The organism is Pacificimonas flava (assembly GCF_000342165.1).
Lineage (GTDB): Bacteria > Pseudomonadota > Alphaproteobacteria > Sphingomonadales > Sphingomonadaceae > Pacificimonas > Pacificimonas flava.
The window spans coordinates 18,019-33,605 of the sequence record NZ_AMRV01000011.1; the positions used below are offsets into that span (position 1 = coordinate 18,019).

Annotated in this window: 13 protein-coding genes; 6 read left to right on the forward strand and 7 right to left on the reverse strand. The window is 66.1% G+C overall.

Annotation, left to right across the window (positions count from 1 at the left end):
- The first annotated feature begins 1 nt into the window (after position 1).
- Genes C725_RS12770 through C725_RS12780 form a run of 3 tightly spaced genes read left to right on the forward strand, consistent with a single transcriptional unit; the run spans position 2 to position 3,112 of the window.
- Positions 2 to 1,162 carry a glycosyltransferase family 4 protein gene (locus C725_RS12770; RefSeq protein WP_008603586.1) on the forward strand — a complete coding sequence of 387 codons (1,161 nt, stop codon included), beginning with the start codon at positions 2 to 4 and terminating at the stop codon, positions 1,160 to 1,162.
- Positions 1,159 to 1,950: an ABC transporter permease gene (locus tag C725_RS12775; protein WP_008603587.1), complete on the forward strand. Its 792-nt coding sequence runs from the start codon at positions 1,159 to 1,161 to the stop codon at positions 1,948 to 1,950. Before C725_RS12770 ends, C725_RS12775 begins: the two co-directional genes overlap by 4 nt.
- 10 nt (positions 1,951 to 1,960) lie before the next feature.
- Positions 1,961 to 3,112, forward strand: a complete 1,152-nt coding sequence (locus C725_RS12780; protein ID WP_008603588.1) for a KpsE/RkpR family capsule polysaccharide export protein — start codon at positions 1,961 to 1,963, stop codon at positions 3,110 to 3,112.
- A 12-nt stretch (positions 3,113 to 3,124) separates the two neighbouring features.
- On the opposite strand, the gene C725_RS12785 is transcribed toward C725_RS12780, so the two are convergent.
- Positions 3,125 to 4,240, reverse strand: coding sequence for a polysaccharide biosynthesis/export family protein (locus C725_RS12785; protein WP_008603589.1), 1,116 nt, complete (start codon positions 4,238 to 4,240; stop codon positions 3,125 to 3,127).
- 53 nt (positions 4,241 to 4,293) lie between these two features.
- On the opposite strand from C725_RS12785, the gene C725_RS12790 reads away from it, so the two are divergent.
- Positions 4,294 to 4,953: an ABC transporter ATP-binding protein gene (locus C725_RS12790; RefSeq protein ID WP_008603590.1), complete on the forward strand. Its 660-nt coding sequence runs from the start codon at positions 4,294 to 4,296 to the stop codon at positions 4,951 to 4,953.
- 3 nt (positions 4,954 to 4,956) lie between these two features.
- Here C725_RS12790 and kdsA read toward each other — a convergent pair whose 3' ends face one another.
- From kdsA to C725_RS16240, 3 genes are all read right to left on the reverse strand, one after another.
- Positions 4,957 to 5,793, reverse strand: a complete 837-nt coding sequence (kdsA, locus tag C725_RS12795) for a 3-deoxy-8-phosphooctulonate synthase (protein WP_008603591.1) — start codon at positions 5,791 to 5,793, stop codon at positions 4,957 to 4,959.
- Entirely contained in the window at positions 5,793 to 6,563 is a 771-nt protein-coding gene (gene kdsB / locus C725_RS12800) for a 3-deoxy-manno-octulosonate cytidylyltransferase (RefSeq protein WP_008603592.1), read from the reverse strand. The genes kdsA and kdsB overlap by 1 nt, the downstream gene beginning before the upstream one ends.
- 151 nt (positions 6,564 to 6,714) lie before the next feature.
- Positions 6,715 to 7,251 carry a hypothetical protein gene (locus tag C725_RS16240; protein ID WP_149864679.1) on the reverse strand — a complete coding sequence of 179 codons (537 nt, stop codon included), beginning with the start codon at positions 7,249 to 7,251 and terminating at the stop codon, positions 6,715 to 6,717.
- A gap of 155 nt (positions 7,252 to 7,406) precedes the next feature.
- Here C725_RS16240 and C725_RS12810 point away from each other — a divergent pair, with 155 nt between their 5' ends.
- Together C725_RS12810 and C725_RS12815 are read left to right on the forward strand one after the other, a co-directional pair.
- Entirely contained in the window at positions 7,407 to 9,971 is a 2,565-nt protein-coding gene (locus C725_RS12810; RefSeq protein WP_008603594.1) for a DVUA0089 family protein, read from the forward strand.
- Between the two features lie 85 nt (positions 9,972 to 10,056).
- Positions 10,057 to 10,605 (forward strand): DinB family protein, encoded by a 549-nt coding sequence (locus C725_RS12815; protein ID WP_078056285.1) that lies wholly within the window; start codon positions 10,057 to 10,059, stop codon positions 10,603 to 10,605.
- A 31-nt stretch (positions 10,606 to 10,636) separates the two neighbouring features.
- On the opposite strand, the gene C725_RS12820 is transcribed toward C725_RS12815, so the two are convergent.
- From C725_RS12820 to C725_RS12830, 3 genes are read right to left on the reverse strand one after another with little or no spacing between them, the layout of a single operon-like run.
- Positions 10,637 to 11,935 (reverse strand): HlyD family type I secretion periplasmic adaptor subunit, encoded by a 1,299-nt coding sequence (locus tag C725_RS12820; protein WP_008603596.1) that lies wholly within the window; start codon positions 11,933 to 11,935, stop codon positions 10,637 to 10,639.
- A 4-nt stretch (positions 11,936 to 11,939) separates the two neighbouring features.
- Positions 11,940 to 13,802: a type I secretion system permease/ATPase gene (locus tag C725_RS12825; protein WP_008603597.1), complete on the reverse strand. Its 1,863-nt coding sequence runs from the start codon at positions 13,800 to 13,802 to the stop codon at positions 11,940 to 11,942.
- Positions 13,799 to 15,256: a TolC family protein gene (locus C725_RS12830; RefSeq protein WP_051051419.1), complete on the reverse strand. Its 1,458-nt coding sequence runs from the start codon at positions 15,254 to 15,256 to the stop codon at positions 13,799 to 13,801. Before C725_RS12830 ends, C725_RS12825 begins: the two co-directional genes overlap by 4 nt.
- Positions 15,257 to 15,587 lie beyond the last annotated feature (331 nt).

Here is a 15,587-nt window from a genome sequence, read left to right on the forward strand (position 1 = left end):
CATGGCCCGGCGCCGCTTCTATCTCGACCTGTCGCGTCTGCTCAGCCGCGTTCGCCATAGCGCGCCGACCGGCGTCGACCGGGTGGAGATGAGCTATGCCCGGCGCCTGCCCGATCTTGCCGGCGGGGATTTCGGATATTGCGCGCGCCACCCCTCCGGCGCGTTCGGTCGTCTTGCGGACCAGGACGTGGCGCGCTTTCTCGACGAGACGCAGGAGAGATGGCACGGCCGGGCGGGCGGCGGAGATCGCGGCGCGCTCGCCAGCCTCGCGCGGATTCGGCCGCGCGCGCCGGACGGAGGCAAGACCGCGGCGCTGATCCTGGCATCCCCGGCGAACCTGCACCGGCCGCGACGGATCGCGCATATGAAGAACCGCCTCAACGCGACACTGACCGCGCTGGTACACGACCTGATCCCGGTCACGCATCCCGAATATGCGCGGCCCGGCGGCGCCGAAAAACATGCTCGGCGCATCGAGACGCTGCGGCGGGAAGCCTTCGCCGTGATCGCCAATTCGACGGCGACGGCCGAGGGCCTTGCCCGGCACTGGAGCGGCTGGCCGGCACCCGCCATCGCCATTGCGCCGCTGGGTATCGACGCGCTTCCATGCGCGGAGTCCGCGCGGCGAGACCGGCCCTATTTCCTGATGGTCGGCACCATCGAGCCGCGCAAGAACCACCTCCTTCTGCTGCATGTCTGGAGAAAAATGGCCGAGGAACGGCGGGACGCCGAAATCCCGGAACTGCTCCTTGTGGGGCGGCGCGGCTGGGAGAACGAGCAGGTCGTCGACCTGCTGGAGCGTGCGCCGGGCATCCAGCCGCATGTGCGCGAACTCGGCGCGTTGCCGGAGCGGGAATTGGCGGCTCTTTATCGGGGGGCGCACGCCCTTCTGATGCCCAGCTTCTCGGAGGGCTTCGGCCTGCCAGTTGCCGAGGCGCTGAGCGTCGGGACGCCGGTCCTCGCCAGCGACATCCCTGCCCACCGGGAAGTCGCGGGCGCGGCGGCACGGTATCTGAGCCCGCTGGACGGGGAAGGCTGGATGGCGGCGATCCGCGATACGGCATCCGGTCCGCGCGGCAAGCCGGCGGCGGACTGGCAGTCGCCCGGGTGGGACCGGCATCTGGACATCGTCCTCGCCGCGGCGGAAAAGAGCCTGCCATGAGCGCAGCCGCCCTAAAGACAGGTCTTGCCGTGCAGGCGAACGTCGTCGGCGCGCTGCTGATGCGCGAGATCCACACGCGCTACGGCCGCGACAATATCGGCTATCTGTGGATGTTCGTGGAGCCGGCGATCCTGACGCTGGCGGTGCTGGCGATCCATGCCGGCGCGCCAGGGGGCGCGGACGGGCACGGCATCGACCCCGCCCCCTTCACCATTATCGGCTATTCGACCTTCATCCTCTTTCGCAGCATCTTCACCCGGGCGGAGGGCATATTGGAATCGAACGGGCCGCTGCTCTATCACCGACAGGTCACGATTTTCGACATGGTGCTGGCCCGCGCGCTGCTGGAACTCGGCAGCATTCTCTCCGTGCTCGCGCTTCTTCTGACCGCGGCGGTCCTGTTCGGCTATGCGCAGCCGCCCGAGCGGCCGCTCGCGATGCTGGCGGGCATCGCCTATCTGTGGGTCTGGTCCTTCGGCCTGGCGCTGATCGTCACGGCGGCGACGAACGAGAACCGTGTGGTCGAAAAATTCGTCCACCCGATCAGCTATATCCTGCTGCCGTTGTCGGGCGCCTTCTACATGGTGTCCTGGCTGCCGCAGCCCTACCGCGACTGGGTTGCGAAATTTCCCATGACGCAGATGTTCGAACTGATCCGCTACGGCCAATTCTCCGCCGCCGAGGATACCTATGTGGAGCCGGTCTATCTCGCATTCTGGTGCGCGGGCGTCCTGCTCGCCGGCCTCTTGGCAGTGCGCGCGGTTCGCAGTCACGTGCAGATCAACTAGGACCGCGCCGATGGACCGCCAGACCCCACCCTATCTGCTGACAGACATCGATCATGAGGCCGCGCCCCGCTGGCGGCGCGCCCTGCCGTTCAGCCTTTTCGTGCTGCTGCCGACGCTGCTGGCGGCAATCTGGCTCTACGGCTTTGCCGCCGATCAGTATGAAAGCCGTGCACAGTTCCTGGTGCGGTCGGCGGACGGCGGGACGCCCAGCATCGGCGCCGGCGGCCTCGCCCAGATGATCGGCCTCGGCGCCGGCAGCGCGGCGGCGGGCGAGGTAAAGGCCGTCGCTGCCTACCTGACGTCCCACGATGCCGCCGCCGCCGCGGACGAACGACTGGATCTGACGGCAATCTTCCGCCGGCCGGAGGCGGACCTCCTCTCTCGCCTGTGGGATGCCGCGCCCAGCGCGGAGGACCTTGCGGAACATTATGACGACCGGGTGAAGGTCTTTGTCGATCCCGACACGGGCATCGCCAACCTGACCGTCCACACCTACCGCGCGGCGGATTCGAAGGCATTGGCTGATACGCTGCTGGCGCTGGGCGAGGACCGGGTGAACGCCCTCAACGCCCGCGCCGGGGAGCGCCTGCTGGAGGCGGCGCAGGAACAGCTTGCCCTGGCAGAGGGGGAGCTTGCCCGCGTCGGGGCGGGGATTGCCAGCTACCGCCGCCGCGAGCAGCAGGTGGATCCGGAAGCGAGCGGCGCGGCGCAGGTGGAGCTGTCCGCGGGCCTGCGCGCGGAGCTTGCCGAACTGCGCGCGCAGGAGCGGGCGATGGCCGGCGCGCTGGCGGAGGACAGCCCGCAGCGGGTTGCCCTCCGCCGCCGGATCGCCGCGCTCGCCGGAGAGGTCGCGGGTGCAGAGGCGGTGCTTGCCGGCCGGCAGGATTCCCTCTCCGCCCGTGTCGGCGATTACGAAGATCTGCGCCTGCGGCAGGAATTCGCCGCCAAACGCTACGAGCTTGCCGCCGCCGCCTATGAGGAGGCGCGTGACCAGGCGCTGCGTCAGAACCTGTTCGTCGTGCGCGTCGTCGAACCGAATCTGCCCGACGAGGCGCTCTATCCGAAGCGCGCGACCATTCTCCTCACCATCTTCGCCGGGCTGACGCTGGCCTATGGGATCGGCTGGTTGCTGCTGGCCGGCGTTCGGGAACACGCCGCCTGAGCCGGACGCGCCCTAGTTCGTAAGCTGTTCGATGGTGAACAGCGGCTGGAACAAGCGATTGATGATGTCGATCAGCTTCGATGGCTGGTTGGACGCGCTGTTCGCGACGTAGATCAGATCCTTGTCGCGCATCGGAAATCGCTGGGCCAGAAAATAGCCGGAGGGGCGCAGCAGGTCGAGGCGGTAGATCGTCGGCGTCTGCGGATCGTCGCGAAAGACGAAGACGGCGCTGGGATCCGCGCGCGCGTCGCTGGGTCCGCCGGCGCGGGCGATGGCCTCCGCCAGCGACACGCTCGCCGTCTCGAACGGGATTTCGCGCACCGCATTCATCGCGCCAAAGGCGAGGATGGACCGCCGACCGGGCAGCAGCTCGACACGGTCCCCGGGGCGCAGGACGATGTCGCCGGCGCTGCCCGCCAGAAGCGAACGCAGCGGCACCGAGACGCTCCTGTCCCCCCGCGTCAGGCGCAGATCGAGATCGGCTGCGGAAGCCGAAGGGCCGCCGCGCATGGCCAGCGCCTCCGTCAGCGTTTCGGGGCGAGCGGAGAGTGCGAAGCGGCCGGGCTGCGCCACCGCGCCGGAGAAAAGCACGCTGGAGGACACGCGCTCCGTCAGTCGCACCTGGGCCTGCGGCTGCTGGCTGAGACCGCGAAACGCGGCTTCGATGCGCCGCGCGGCGGCATCCGGTGTCAAACCGCCCACCTGCAACGTGCCGGCATAGGGCAGGTCGATACGCCCATCCGGTGAGACGGGAAAGGCGCCGAGGCTGCGCCCGCGCGCGGACGGATCGAACCCGGCCGCAGGCGAGGCCGCACCGAACAGCCCGGCCCCCACCTCGAACAAAGTCACCTCCACCGTGTCACCAGCGCCGATCAACCCGGTCGCGACCGGCGTCGCGCTCTCGGCCAGAACGGCCAGCGGTGCGGAGGACGGCGCCGAATCCGCCATGGTCGCCGTCGTCGCCGCGTCGATCTCGACAATCCGGTAGCCGATCGCGGCGGCGGCAGCGGCCTCCTCGCTCAGCACCTGGGCCGTCGTCGGCCCGCTCGTCGGCAGCGTGGCACAGGACGCAAGCGCGGAAGAGCCGGCGATCAGGGCCGCCCGAGAAAAAACCGAAAACCGCCGCATCCTTTGCCCCAACCTTTCCCCGGCACCGCCGCGCGGCTTAAAGACGATGCACCATGATTCGGCTAGACGCGGTCACGAAGCGCTACAAGTTGCGCGGATTTTCGAAGACGGTCCTTCGCGGGGTCGACCTGCGCGTCGATGCGGGCGACGCGATCGGCATCTGCGGTGCGAACGGTGCCGGCAAGTCCACGCTGATGCGCATCATCGGCGGCACCGAACGCCAAAGCGGCGGGCGGGTCCATCGCGGCATGTCTGTCAGCTGGCCGCTGGGATACGGTTCCTGCTTCCAGTCCAGCCTGACAGGCGCGGACAATGCGCGCTTTATCGCCCGCATCTATCGCCGCGATCCCGTCCGCCTGATCCGCTTTGTCGAGGAGTTCGCGGAGCTGGGGCCGTTCCTGCGCCAGCCGGTGCGCACCTATTCGGCCGGCATGCAGGCCCGCCTCGCCTTCGCTGTCAGCCTGGCCATCGACTTTGACTGCTATCTGGTGGACGAGATCACCGCCGCCGGTGATGTGCGCTTTCGCGAACGCAGCGCTGCCGCGCTGACCGAACGTTCGCAGAACCGCACCCTTATCATGGTCAGCCACGATCCCGCGACGCTGAAGCAATATTGCCGGCGCGGGGCCGTGCTGGAGAACGGAAGGCTGCGCCCGTTCGACCGGATCGAGGACGCCATCGCCCATCACGAGGCGCTGCAGGCGGCGGCCTGACCGTCAGAGCGTATCCTCGGCATAGGGCTGCGCCTTTGCCGCCGCGTCCAGCGCCATCAACGAACGCAGCAGGGGTTCCAACCGGCTCAGCGGCCAGCTGTTCGGCCCGTCGGAAAGCGCGCGATCGGGGTCCGGATGCACCTCCATGAACAAACCGCTGATCCCGGCCGCCACCGCCGCGCGCGCCAGCACCGGCACGCTGCGCCGGTCCCCGCCCGAGCGTGTCCCCTCGCCGCCCGGCCGCTGCGCCGAATGGGTCGCATCGAAGATGACCGGGCAGCCGGATGCGCGCATCACTGCCAGCCCGCGCATATCGACGACAAGGGTGTTGTAGCCAAAGGCGGCGCCTCGCTCGGTCAGCATCAGCGGCACGGCCGGGTTCGCGGCGCGCGCCTTTGCAACGAGTGGCAGCGTATCCTCGGGCGCCATGAACTGCGCCTTCTTGACGTTCACCGCCCGCCCGCTTCGCGCGGCCGCGGCGACGAGGTCGGTCTGGCGCGCGAGGAAGGCCGGCACCTGCAGGATATCGGCCACCTCCGCCGCTGGCTGGACCTGAGCCGTTTCGTGCACGTCCGTCAGGACAGGCAGACCAGTCGCCTCTCGCACGCGCTGCAAGATTCGAAGCCCCTCCTGAAGGCCCGGTCCGCGAAAACTGTCGTGCGCGGTTCGATTGGCCTTGTCGAAACTGGACTTGTAGACCGTGAAGATACCGAGGCGGCGGGCGATCTCCGCGATGGCCTGCGCCGTTTCGAGCGCGCTGTCCTCGCTCTCGATAACGCAGGTGCCGGCGATCAGGAAAAATGGCCGGTCCGGCCCCACCTCTTGTCCGAGCAATCGCATCACTCGGTCCCGCGCATTGCCAGGGCGCGCTCGACAATGGGAACGTCGCCGGGATTGTTGACCTCCCAGAAGTCCGGCACGGGGGGAATCGTCACCACATCCACCCTGAGGCCGTTTTCCAGGAAACGAAGCTGTTCCAGCCCCTCTGCCAGTTCCAGCGGCGAGGCGGGAAGGCCGGGGTATGCCGCAAGCGCCGCGCGGCGATAGGCATAGATGCCGATGTGAAGGTGAAGCGGCAGCGTCTCGTCCGCCTCCACGCCGTAGGGCAGCGGACGCTTCGAGAAATAGAGTGCGCGGCCGCCCGCACCGAAGACGGCGCTGGTGCCGCCGACCCGCCCCGCTGACCAGTCCTCAATCAAGCGTTGGCGGACCGCCCTCGGCGCCGCGAAGACCGGCGTCACCATGGCGGCAGCGGGGCGGGCGCGCAGCTCCGACACCAGATGCGCGATCAGCCCGTGCGGCACCAAGGGTGAATCGCCTTGCAGATTGACCAGGATTTCTGTATCCTTCGCCAGGTCGCCGAGTGCGGCGGCGCAGCGTTCCGTACCGTTGGCACAGCGCTCCGGCGTCATCAGAACCTTGGCGCCGGCCAAGGCGGCGCAGTCCGCGATGCGCTCGTCATCCGTCAGCACCCAGCTTGGAAAGCCGGACGCTGTGGCCGCCTGCCAGCTGCGAACGACGAGGGGGCGCGGCGTTCCGCCCGCACCCACGATCGGCGTCAGAGGCTTGCCGGGGAAGCGCTGGGATCGATAGCGCGCCGGCACCAGCACAGCGACACCGCCGACGGAACAGGAGTTCGAAATAACAAACCTCTTCTCGCCCCATCGCGGCGCGACTATGCGGCACGTTCAATTCAGAAGCGCGGCGCGTATCGCACGTCGGGGCCGAGGGGTGAAGCCATCAATCGCCTGGCGAGAGGCGTCACTCGCTCTCCGAAAACCCGAGTTTCTGCGCCAGCGCCTCGCGGGTGATGGGATCGTTCTTCGGCGCGTCGGTCATCTTTCCCGGCACGAGAACGAACAGGTCCGGCTCGATTTCCTTATAGTGCGGCTTTCCGATGGCCGCGCCGTGGTCGAGATAGGCAAGATATTCGTCGAGCGTATCGAAGCTGCGCGTTCCCGCCCAGGGCAATCCCCCAACCGGCTCGCCTGCACGTGCGCCGGAATCCTCCTGCCGCTGTTGTTTGCTCTCGTCTCGCAACTCAGCACTCCTGCTTTCTGCCCCAGCGGCCATTTGGCCTTCGGAACCGCTTGCTACAGCGGGGCGATCGGGCCGGCCCGACACCTCCTGCGCATCCGCATCCGGCGCGTCGTTCGGTGCCTCCTCGACCGCCGCCCGTTCGAGGGATGCGCCGGTTTCCGCCGAGTCGCGACCTCCTCCGACAGCGCCTTCCGTGCACGCTGCCAGGAGGGCGGCGCAGCATAAAGTTACCGCTCTGTAAGATTGTTTTCCGATCATGCGGTTCAATCCCTACGGCATTGCCGAATATCGTTAACGCCTCCACAAATTCTTCGTGAAAACGCCTTGCTAGGCAAGGGGAAAAGTAGTTTCCTCCGTTCATTCGCGGGCCAGGGAGGAACGCGGGGACACTTAAATCAGGAGAGGGGCGGTTCATGCGAATTTCCGAATCTTACCTTGCGACCGAAAAATCGGTTACGCATACGGGATGTGGCTGCGTTGCTTGCGACAGCAAGGGACTGGCGATCCAAAGCGGTTTCGACGGTTATGAGGGCACGATCAGCATCGCCGATTATGTCGATGCCGACTTCATCTTCACGGCTGCCCAGGCAGACAGTACGATTGCGGTCGAGGCCGATTTCTCGTTGACCGGATCCTTGTCTGGTACGGAAGAATTCGACTTCGTTTCCATCGAGATGGAAGCCGGACAGACCTACTCGTTCGCTTATCGCGGCGCAGAGGAAGGCGGTATCGAGGATCCGTATCTCGTTCTGTTCGATTCCGACGACAATGTGCTGGTGCAAGACGACGATGGCGGTCTCGGCCGCACGTCGCTCATCACCTTCACGGCGGCGACGGCGGGCACCTACTATCTGGGTCTCACGTCCTATTTCACGGTTGCGGAGGGCGACCCCTCCATCGACACCGGTGACTGGACGCTCGACGTCTGGGAGATGCCGGAGGCAGACGAGGTGCCGGACACGTTTGCGGATGCCGTCGAGATCGGCCTCGGCGCGACGTTCGGGCACATCGAGGTCAGTGAAGACGTCGATACCTACCAGATCCAGCTGGAAGCCGGGCAGATCTACAACTTCTTCCTGTCTGGCGGCGCGACCAGCTTTCCGGTTGCGGATAATGAACTCGACACCATCCTTGGTCTCTACAATTCCGAGGGCGTGCTCGTCGCCTCGAACGACGATCTCGGCTTCCCGAGCGATGTCAGTTCGGGTCTCAGCTATCTCGTTCAGGAGAGCGGCACCTATTATGTCGACGTTCTGGCCTATCCGGGCGAAACCGGCGGCTACACGCTCGACGTGACCGGTTCGCCGCTCAGCGAACTCGATCCGCTCGATTCGATCCGCTGGGAAAATGCGGCCAACGTGCCGTTCACGGACGTTGACGGCGTTCCGACGGCCTATGTCTATTTCGGCGATTCCGACGAGAATTTCGGCGAAACCGGCGATGACGGCAACCCGATGGTCACCATTGACTGGAACGACTTTGAAAAAGGTCAGGTCATGGAGGCGCTGGAGGAGTTCGAGCGCATCCTGGGCGTCAATTACGAGATCACGACCGACGTCGACCAAGCGACGTTCCGCCTGCTGAAGACGGAATCGGAACAGTACGGCGCCTATTTCTATCCGCAGGATCCGGCCTATGGCGAAGGTCAGGGAATCGGCGTCTTCAACGTCCTGTCGGGCGGCTGGACGTTCGACCAGCAGCAGAGCCTGGAAAAGGGCGGCTTCGCCTTCGCCGTCATCCTGCACGAGTTCGGTCACGCACATGGCCTCGCCCATCCGCACGATCAGGGCGGCGGTTCGGACGTCATGCTTGGTGTTGCCGGTTCGTCGTCGCTGGGCCTCTACGACCTCAACCAGGGTGTCTACACGGTCATGTCGTACAACGACGCCTGGGACACCGGTCCGAACGGTCCGACGCCCTACACCGGCGCGAACATCGACAGCGGCTGGTCCGGCACGCTGAGCGCATTCGACATTGCCGTCCTGCAGGAGCGTTATGGTGTCACCGAACGCGAAACCGGCAACAATGTCTATGAACTGCTCGACGTCAATGAAGAGGGCACCTACTACCAGACGATCTGGGATTCCGCGGGTACCGACGAAATCCGCTACGGCGGCGCGCTCGATGCCCAGATCGACCTTCTGGCGGCAACGCTCGACTACTCGCCCACCGGTGGCGGTGTCGTCTCCTTCCTCGACGGGATCTGGGGCGGCTACACCATCGCGAACGGCGTCGTCATCGAGAACGCCACGGGCGGTTCGGGCGATGACGTGCTGATGGGCAACGACGCCGACAACATCCTGCGCGGCAATGCCGGCGACGACTTCATGATGGGTCGCGGCGGTGCCGACACGTTCGATGGCGGTGCAGGCTTCGACACGGTCAGCTATGCCAATGCCGAGGAGGGCATCGTCGTCACGCAGTATAGCGGCGTGTCCGGTGCAGCGGCGGGCGACCGACTGATCGGTGTCGAGCGGATCATCGGCACCGATTTCGACGATCTGATGCAGGCGGGCTCGATTGGCGGCACGCTGGAAGGCGGCGCTGGCAACGACACGCTGTACGGCGGTCGCCGCGCCGACGTGCTGATGGGCGGCGACGGCGATGACATCCTGTATGGCCTCGCCGGAGACGACACGCTGTCCGCAGGCGGCGGCGCCGACACGCTAGCCGGCGGTGCGGGCATCGACACGTTCGTGTTCGATGTGGCCGACGGAGAGATCAACGTCATTACCGATCTGGCAGCGGGCGAAACCATCGACCTGACGGGGATCGACGCTGATGCGGGCACGGAAGCGAATGACGGCTTCTCGTGGATCGGGGAAGATGCTTTCTCGGGCACGGCCGGCGAGCTTCGCTACGAAGACGATGGCGGCAACACCATGCTGATGGGCGATACGGACGGCGACGGCGTCGCCGACCTGCTTGTCGACATGGGCGGCCAGCCGGTCGACGCTGTGGAGATCCTCTTCGCCTGAAGCGGATTCTCGTAGAAAGTTGGGGGCCGTCCGCAGATGCTGCGGGCGGCCCCTTTCGTTTTGACGGTCGGAAGGACACAAAGGAATGATTTCCCGCAGCCACGTCAGAACGATGGCGGCATATAATCGCTGGCAGAACGATGCCATCTACGCCGCGGCCGCCACGCTGGACGGAAAAGAGCGGATGCGTGATCGCGGCGCCTTCTTCGGATCCATTCACGGAACCCTGGCGCACATATTGTGGGCGGACCATGTCTGGTTGTCCCGGTTCGATAAATGTGCGCGCCCCGGCGTCCTGCAGAAGGACAGCGCATCCTATGGTGGTGAATGGGCGGCGATGCGGGCGGCGCGCCACGAGACGGACGTGCTGATGGAAAGCTGGACTGCGAGCCTTGGCAAGGCCGCGCTCGCTTCAGTGCTGGAATGGTTCAGCGGCTCCTCGCAGCAGCACGCAAGAGCGCCCGTCTGGGTCGTCGCCACTCACCTGTTCAACCATCAGACGCATCACCGGGGTCAGGTCCATGCCATGCTGACCGCTGCCGGCGTGAGAACCGAGGACACGGACCTGTTCCTGATGCCGGGGTCGCGCTGGCCACGAGACGATCAGGACAAGGCGTCGGACGAGTCCGTCTGAAGGAGACGGCCGGGCTCGCACCCGCTTCCCATCACTCCCGAAACGCGTTCTGCTGCAAGCGCGTGATGGGGCGGAAGATATAGCTGAGGATGGACCGCTTCTTGCCCAAAAGGCTGACCTCCGCCGTCATGCCCGAGCCGATTTCAAGCCGGTCGCCATACCGATCGACGATGGCGTTCTCGTCCGTGCGGACATCCACCTCGTAATAGATCTCGCCGGTCCGCTCATCAATGCTGGAGTCCGGGCTGATGGTCACGACCTCACCCTCCAGGCCGCCATACACGGTCGGGTCGTACGCAGTGATATTGACCTTCGCCTCCTGCCCGATGGCGACGAAGCCGATATCCTTCGGCTGAATCCGCGCCTCCACGAGGAGCTGGTCGTTCATGGGCACCATCTCCACGAGCGCCTCACCCGGTGACACGCTGCCGCCGACGGTGGATTTCAGCACGCGGTTGACGCGTCCGTTCATGGGTGCGCGGACGGTGGTCCGGTCGACGCGGCTGGCGAGCGCCGGCAGCGTACGGCGACGCGACGCGATCTCGCTCTGGGCGGCGGCGAGTTCGCTGGCCGCCCGGGCGCGCCAGTCCTGCCGCTGCTGTTCCAGACTCGCGCGCGCCTCGACGACGGCGGACTGGGCGCGGGTCAGACTGGCCTCGGCCGCCGCGATCTCGCTTTCCGCAACGTCCGCCCGCGACTCGGCCTGGATCAGGGAAAGACGCGGTTCGATGCCGCGCTCCACCAGCGGACGCAGCAGGTTGACCTCCGCGCGCGCAGCTGTCGCCGACGATCTGCGGGACGCAAGGTTCGCCTCGGCCTCCGCCACCGCGCGCAGCGACTGTTGCACCCGCGCGCTCGCGGCGTTCGTCAGGCTGGCGAGATCGGCCATGCGGCTGGCATGCAGGGAGCGTTCGATCTCCACCTGCTCGCGCATCGCCGGATCGCCGCCGCCCGGGAATATGGGTTCCCGGCCGGCCACTTCGGCCTCCAGACGCGCGATCTTCGCGGTGAGTGCATTCACCTCTGCCTGGGTGGAGCCGAGATTGGAGCCCGTCTCCGTCTGGTCCAACGACATCAGCGGATCGCCCTTCGCCACCGTATCGCCCTGATCGACGTAAATACGCTCGACGATTCCGCCCTCCAGGTTCGAGACAATCTGAAGCTGTGAGGAGGGGACGACGCGTCCCTGACCGCGTACGACGACGTCGAGTTCCGTCAGAGCGGCCCAGATGCCGAAGGTGACGACGATCAGCACCACCATGAAAAGCAGGATGTTGGCCGCCGAACGCGGACGCAAACTCTCCATACGATCTTCGAGAAAGGTCGCCATGGCGTTACGAATTGCCCCCCGGCTTGTTACCATCTGGCGGCGCACCGCCCGGCCTGTTGTCGCCCGCCCGGATGCTGGAGGTGATGAGGCCGCGATCCGCCGGTTTCGCTTCAGGCCGGGCCGCCCCCGTGCCTGCGGCGGGGACCGCGCCCTGCTTCTGAAGCAGTTTCATGACTTCATCGCGCGGACCGTCTGCAATGACCTTGCCCCTGTCCATCAGGATGATGCGGTCCACCAGCTTCAGGAAGGGCGGGCGGTGCGTGACGACCACCAGCGTTCTGCCGGCAAGTTCCTTTTGCAGTGCACCCAGAACCTGCTGCTCGGTCTGCGCATCCATCTGGCTAGAAGGTTCGTCGAGAAGGAGAATCTGCGGACGGCCGGCGAGCGCGCGGGCGAGCGCGATGGATTGCCGCTGACCGCCGGACAGCCCCTCCCCCCGGTCGGCGAGCCGGCGATCATAACCGTTCGTCACATGCTGCATGAAGCTGTGCGTGCCGGCGATCTGGGCCGCGCGCAGCATTTCCTCATCATCCACATTCGGTCGGCCGAGGATGATATTGTCGCGAACCGAACCGGACAGCAGCACCGTTTCCTGCAGCGATGACCCGACCTTCTCGCGCAGGGTGGCGGGATCGATCTGCCGCACGTCGAGGCTGTCGAGAAGAACCGTGCCCTCAGCCGGCGGGTAGAGGCCGAGGATCAGCTTCGCGATGGTCGATTTGCCGGATCCGACGCGGCCGAGCAGTGCCACCTTCTCGCCAGGCTGAATCTTGAAGCTGACATTCTCCAGTGCCGGATCGGCCGTATCGGGATATTTGAAGCTGACGCCGCGAAACTCGATCTCGCCGCGTGCCTTGCCCAGCTTGAACGCCTCCCCCGCCGGCCCCTCGACGGGCGTTGCCATCAGGCCGTTGATCTGGCGATAGGCGGCGCGGGTCGTGCTGAGACGCGAAAGCAGGCTGGCGATCTGCCCGAGCGGCGCAACCGCACGCCCGCCGAGAATCGAGCAGGCGATAAGGCCGCCCATGGACAGTTCGCGCTCCGCGATCAAACCGACGCCAACGATCACGACGCCGGCATAGGAAATCATCTGCGCGCTCTGCGCCAGCGTCGTCGCCAGATTGGCGATCAGGCGCTGGCGCAGCGAGGTGGAGGCATGCTCGTCAATGGCGCCGATCCAGCGGTTTGTGAGCAGATAGCCGGCATTTGTCGTCTTCACGGTTTCGAGACCGCCGATGGTTTCCACGAGAACCGACTGTTTCAAGAGCCCCTGCCCCATGTTCCGCGCGCTCAGCCGGTCGAGCGCCGGATGCGTCAGATAGCCCGCGAGAATGACGAGCGGCACCATGGCGAGCGGCACGAACACCACAGGCCCGCCGATAAGTGCGATGACACTGAGCGTCAGCAGGATGAACGGCACGTCGACGAGCGCGGTAATGGTCGCGCTGGCGAAAAAGTCGCGCAGCGTCTCCAGTTCCCGCATCAGACCCGCAAGCGCGCCGGTCGATCCCTTCTTCGCATCGAGGCGCACCTTCAGAAGCTGCTGGAAGACGCTGGCGCCAACCTCCCGGTCGATGGACGCACCGGCAATATCGGTGAAATAGGAGCGCAGCAGCTTGAGAATGAAATCGAAGATGACGACGATGGCGAGGCCGATGGACAGCGCGATGAGCGAGTCCACGGCGTTGTTGGGCACGACCCGGTCGTAGACGACCATGGTGAACAGGCTGGAGGCGAGTGCGAAAATGTTGATGAAGACCGCCGCCAGCGCCACGCGCATGTAGATCGGGCGGTTGCGCCGCATCGGCTCCATCAGCCAGTCGGCGAAGCGCGGCGGCTTCCCCTCGAACTCCAGTTCCCCCCTCACTCGGCACTCTCCTGCGTCGGAATCGCCAGCGCATCGAGCAGCCGGCCCGTGCGTGCAAGCAGCACATAGCGCGCCGAATCCCGTTCAGTCAGCGCCTGAATATAATTGCCTGCAACGGCAAAATAATTGTCCTCCGCCTGCAGCACGTCGAACAGGGATCCGCGCGCGTAGAAGAACCGTTCGGCCAACACGTCCCGGGTCCGGCGGCTGGCAATGTAATTTTCCGAAAGCGCCGCAAGCTGATCCTCGAGCGCGTCCATGTCGGCCCACGCGATCAGCGCCTCACGCACGGCCTCCTGCTCCAGCCCGAGCGCCCGCGCCTGCGCGGCATCGGCGCGGGCCACGTCCGCATCCGCCCGGGCAAATGTTCCGGCGAAGAAGCGCTGCTGTACCGATACGCGAGCGCGGACGTCGTAATCCTCGCCCTCCCGATCGCGAAAGATACCATATTGACCGGCGTCGACCCCGGCGACGACCCGAGGCAAGCGGTCCGCCTTCGTCGCGCGGCTGTCGTGATAGGCTGCGCGGGCACGCTCCTGCGCGGCCTCCACTGCGGGCGACGTCCGCGCAAGATACTCCGCCATCTCGCGGCTCATCGCCGGCATGTCGGGCGCAGGCGCGCGCATCAGTCCCTGCGGCGGCGGCGCACCGATCAGCTCGGTGTATCGCGCCTCGGCATTGGCGAGCTGGCGCCGATAGCGGGCAAGCCCAGTGCCCGTCAGAGCGATCGAGGATTCTACGCGCGCAAGATCGCCGGGGGCGTTGACGCCTTGATCGATGCGGTCCTGGATGGAAGCCAATGCCTTTTGCTGGTTGGCAAGAAAACTTTCGGACAGGGAGACGAGCGCGCGGTAGGCGAACACATCATACCATGCCGCAACGGCCGCGAGCGCAACCCGCTCTGCCGTGGCATCGATTTCCAACGCCGCGCTCTTCATCCGGTGAGTCGCAGCGACGATCCGCGCAGAGGTGGCGCCGAAGTCGAGGATCGCCTGCTCGACCGAGGCGGTGGCGTCGTAGCGGGACAGCGAGCGCGACCTCTCCAGCACATTGTCCGGGTCGTTTGAAAACTCCCGGTCGATGGTCTGCCGGCCCTGAAAGCCGATCGTCACGTCTGGAAACAGGCCGGCGCGCGCCTCGTCGCGCTGGGCGTCGGCGACGCTCAGATTGGCCAGTGCCTCATCGATGCTCGGATTGCGGGCAACGGCACTGGATATGGCGTCACGGAACGCCGCCATCGGCGCGGCCCGTTCCGACAGGGAGAGGACGGGATCCTCCGCAACGTCGATGGCGGCCATCGGATCATGTCCGCGCGCCGGCAGCGTCGTGGCTCCCAGCACCTGCGGGTCGATCCCCTCCGGCGCCGTCAGATCGGTTTCCTGCGCCACCGTGCCCGCAGGCACCGTCAGGGCAAGCGTGCCGGCGGCGGCCAGAAACACATTACGAAACGACATGGACAAACCCGCTAAACCCCCGCGCCTTACCCCGAGGCGCCGCCCCCTCCTAGCGGCAAAAGCGGTCGTCGACAAATCGGCAATCCGCTTGTTCGCCTAGAAAAAATACGGGCCGCTGCTTTCGACGTCGCCGGGCATCGCGCCCGCCTTCTATACCGCGATGAACGGCCATTTCGACGATCTGGACGGCCTCCTGTTGATCGCGAAAAACCGGGAGCATGGCCTGCGCTTCACCGGAAGCGACGTTTATCCGCCCAAGCGTGCTCTGTGGGACTGATTGCGGCGCTGCACTCCACTCACGCCAAACAAAGGGGGGCGACTAGAAAAGGGC